This window comes from Caulobacter sp. CCH9-E1 (genome assembly GCF_001556515.1).
Lineage (GTDB): Bacteria > Pseudomonadota > Alphaproteobacteria > Caulobacterales > Caulobacteraceae > Caulobacter.
The window spans coordinates 1-4,015 of record NZ_LSJA01000145.1; the positions used below are offsets into that span (position 1 = coordinate 1).

The 4,015-nt window shown below is 64.1% G+C and carries 4 protein-coding genes; 1 reads left to right on the forward strand and 3 read right to left on the reverse strand.

Annotated elements, in window-relative coordinates; genetic code table 11:
- The 3 genes from AX690_RS09590 to AX690_RS09600 form a co-directional block, all read right to left on the reverse strand.
- Positions 1-1,224 (reverse strand): IS66 family transposase (locus AX690_RS09590; protein WP_066730336.1); only part of this gene is annotated, 1,224 nt, incomplete at its 3' end.
- Between the two features lie 70 nt (positions 1,225-1,294).
- Positions 1,295-1,642 carry an IS66 family insertion sequence element accessory protein TnpB gene (gene tnpB, locus AX690_RS09595; protein WP_066684208.1) on the reverse strand — a complete coding sequence of 116 codons (348 nt, stop codon included), beginning with the start codon at positions 1,640-1,642 and terminating at the stop codon, positions 1,295-1,297.
- Positions 1,639-1,986: a transposase gene (locus AX690_RS09600; protein ID WP_066684210.1), complete on the reverse strand. Its 348-nt coding sequence runs from the start codon at positions 1,984-1,986 to the stop codon at positions 1,639-1,641. Before AX690_RS09600 ends, tnpB begins: the two co-directional genes overlap by 4 nt.
- 701 nt (positions 1,987-2,687) lie before the next feature.
- On the opposite strand from AX690_RS09600, the gene AX690_RS09610 reads away from it, so the two are divergent.
- Positions 2,688-3,722 (forward strand): transglycosylase SLT domain-containing protein, encoded by a 1,035-nt coding sequence (locus AX690_RS09610; protein ID WP_066681688.1) that lies wholly within the window; start codon positions 2,688-2,690, stop codon positions 3,720-3,722.
- The last annotated feature ends 293 nt before the right edge of the window (positions 3,723-4,015 follow it).

Consider the following 4,015-nt stretch of genomic DNA (forward strand, 5'->3'; position numbering starts at 1 on the left):
GTTCTGGGTTTGTGCTTTCAAGCGAGGTTTAGCGAACAAACCTTGAGGTGCCCCCACTGCAGGCGCAGCGCCGCGCGCCTTGCGGCGGGCATTCTGCTCCAGGTCGGCCAACACGAAGAACGGCCGGCGCGCATGGGCCCAGCAGGCCGCCTCAAGAAGGGGCCCCGGTGTTCGCCCCGGCTCATAGAGCTTGCCGTAGCCCCCATAGGCGTCAGCCTGGAACAGGCCGGCATAACCTGACAGGTGCGCCTGCGGATGCTCGCCGCCCCGATCGCGCGAGTAATAGAACACCGCGCCCGGCGGGGCCGCTCCGGCGAACGGCTTGTCGTCGCGCACATAGACCCAGAGCCTGGCGGTGTCGGTCTTGCCCTTGGCCAGGACCGGAACCGTGGTGTCGTCGCCGTGCAAGCGCTCGGCGGCCAGCACGTGAGCCTCCAGCCGCTTGAACAACGGCCCCAGCACCGCCGTGCAGGCCCCGACCTGGTCGGCCAGGGTCGACAGGCTGAGCGGCACGTCTTCCCGAGCATAGCGGTCGGCCTGGCGGTTGAGCGGCTGATGCTGACCAAACTTCTCGAACAGGATCATCGCCAGCAGGCTGGGTCCCGCCCAGCCCCGGGCGATCACATGGAACGGAGCCGGCGCCTGGCCGATGGCCTCACAGTCGCGGCAGCTAAACTTCTCGCGCACATGCTGGATGACCTTCCAGGACCGGGGTACGACCTCCAGCGTTTCGGTGACGTCTTCGCCCAGCTTCGAGAGCCGCAGCCCGCCACAGCAGGCGCAGGCGGTCGGGCCCGGCACGACCACGCGCTCACGCGGCAGGTGCGCGGGGAAGGGTTGGCGTGAGGGCCGCTTGCGGCTGAAGGTGGCCACGGTCGTGGCCCGCGCCGCCGCCATCTCCGCAGCCAGCTCGTCTTCCGTCGCCGAAGCCTCCAGCTCCTCCAGCTGCAGCTCCAGCTGATCCAGCAGGCGGGCCGTGCGCTCGGAATGAGGGCCGAAGCGCTCACGATTAAGCTTCTGGATCTGGAGTTTCAGATGGGCGATCAGCGCCTGATCGTCGGACACTCTCGCCTTGGCCTCAGCGGCTTCGGCCTGGGCTCGGGCGGCTTCGGCTTGAGCTCTCGTGGCCATGTCTTGCGCTTGCGCCGCCTCGGCCCGGGCGACCAGAAGCGCCGCCTTCAGCGCTTCAATATCGTCCGGCAGGGCTGCGAGGTCAGCGTCCATGACCCCGATGGAATCATAAATTTCGCCGCTTGTGGCGCCCCTAAATGCAGGCCTTCCTGACTATTTTTGGCTACCCGGCGGCAGACGGACGCCAGGTATGCTGGGGGTTTCTCCAGTCGATGCCCTCCAGCAGATACGACATCTGCCCGGCCGTCAGCGCCACCGCGCCATCGGCCGTGACTGGCCATACGAACCGCCCCCGATCCAACCGCTTGGCGTAGAGCGACAGCCCCAGGCCGTCATGCCACAGCGCCTTGATCAGCGAGCCGCCACGCCCCCGGAACACGAAGACATCGCCGGCGAACGGATCGCGACCCAAGCCTTCTTGTACGAGCAACGCCAGGCCCTGCATGCCCTTCCTCATGTCCGTGTGTCCCGCCGCGATCCATACCCGCACGCCCGAGGCAATCGGGATCATCGCAGGGCCTGCAACGTCGCAGCCACCAGGCGCGGCGAGGCGTTGGCGTTGATGCTTACTCGCGCGCCGCTGGCCAGTTCAACGATGACCGCCAAGTCCGGCGGCGCCGGTCCTGGCGAAGGCTCATCAATGACGACCGCGGGCGAGAACGCCGGTCCGCCCGACGCCTCCGCTAAGGCCTCTCGCTTCCATTTGTAGATCAGACTCGTCGAGACATCGTGCTGACGCGAGACGTCCGCGACCACGGCGCCCGGCGCAAACGCCGCCAACAAGATCTGCTGGCGTTCGTGACGAGCCCAGCGGCGACGGCGCTCAGGACCCGTCATCAACGTCATCTGGCTCATGCTGTGCAGCTATGCGCGCTCATAAGGTCTCCTTACGAGCGCAGCATCCCCAACTGCTCAGACCCCCACAAGGCGGCCTTCACCGGAGGGGTACGTGGAATTGCTCAAAAAGTCCAGCTCTTAAGCGCTCGACCTACCCGATCGGGCCGGTCAAAGACTCACCACGATAATCAGCTGCTGCGTTCGTGCGATAGCGCTTGCCCGGGGGCTAGCCCAAACGCCAAGCGCCGAGCGGCCGTGCAATCCCGCTTGCACGGCCTTTGTCATTGTGTCACCAGAGATACAAGACTGGGATCGGAGGCAGGCATGCCGTGGAGTCGGGATATATCCGACGGGACGCATGTGCTTCTCGCGCGCCTGGCCCACTACGTGGACCAGTATAGCGAAAAGCATCGGGAAGAAGTGCTGTCTCTCATCAGTAAGGACACGTTGCGCCGCTATAGAGACTATGAGCGCGCACTGGACGGTTCCGACAGCGACCATAAGAACTTTGGACCGCGTCGCCTCGATTTGTTCCTTAGAATCGTATCGGTGTTTGGGCACGAACCTGCAACCGTGCTCCGGGCGGCGATTGTCAGCCGCTCGCCTGAAGAGATGGCGTTCCTGATCGCCCACGGCCAGCCCTGCGAACCGCAGTCGCCCCCGGCTCTAACGGCGATTGTGCAAACCCGGCATGGGCTTGGATCGAGGGCTACGAACGCATGAGCGCTGAGGCGGTCATTGCGGTGCGCCCGGACAGTTTTCCGATGAAGAATCACTCCGGGTTCCGACCGACCCGACAGCGGCTCGGTCGGTTGGGAGCTTATTGCACCGCGATCACTGTCCTTGCCGTCTACGCGGCGAACATCTTTGACGCGCAGCGTGTGCAGACGAAGAGCGCCTTTACGCGGGACCTGAAAGAAGCCGTAGAGACAGCGCTGGTCGCGCCTCAGGGCGGGGTCGGTGATCCGGCTGACGCCTTCAGGATCCATGCCGTTGACGCTCAGTTCCGCGCGCGCGAGGCGCTCTACCTGGCTGCGCTCCTAAGGCCGCGCGAGGGCGTTCTAGTGCTTCGTGAGACCTACAGGTCAGAGCCTTCGATCGACAATGTCGTGTCGGCGACCTTAAGGATGCTGAAGATTGGCGAGGTCAGCGGCCCTATACGGGCGGCGTCATTCTCATCGGACAGTCTCACGGTCAATGCGATGGTTCGCGAAGCGGCCGCTGTTGTGGGGGTTGATCCGCGCTTTCTGTCCAGGACGGCCCAACGCGAGTCGTCCTGGAACATCTACGCCGCGTCACCTCGGTCTAGCGCACGCGGCCTGTTCCAGTTCATCGAGCAAACCTGGCTGCTAGCAGTATCACGGTTCGGCGAGGCCCACGGCCTTGGGCGCGAGGCGCGTCTTATCGAGATCGACCGCAACGGCCGCGCCTACGTGGTAGATTATCGTGAGAGGCGTAGGATCCTTGCCATGCGCTATGATCCGATGATCGCATCACGGTTGGCGGCCGAGCTGACTGCGCAGAACCAGCGGTTGCTAGCAAGGGATCTGGGGCGGCCGCCCACAGAGCGTGAGCTCTATGCGGCGCACGTCCTGGGCGCGGCCGGCGCGATCAAGCTGATCCGTTACTCCACCATCGCACCCAGTTTCCCCGCGGCGCGGCTGTTCCCCAACGCTGCTACCGCCAACCGCTCTCTCTTTTTCCGGGGTGGACGTGTCTTGGGGCTTGCGGAGGTGCTGCATGGATTCGGCTAGGCCCCTCCCCTCCCCTTTTGCAGCGACGCTGCTTGGGTCTCGTCCAGGGGTTTGGCGTTGTCGCAAACGCCTTTTTCATGCGTCGCTCACGGTGGCCTCAACGCCAAATTCGCAGTCGGAATTCTCGCTGCGGAGATTGTCGCAATTATCGGGAATCGTTGATGGTTTCGCGATCAGCTTCATGTTTGCACGATTGGAGACTTACGCGCGGAAGCTTATCTGAATCACGAATTCTGCGATGTGTTCCGGCTTGCAAAACTAACCCCCTTCTCGGGGAGATAGGCGTCCAAAGT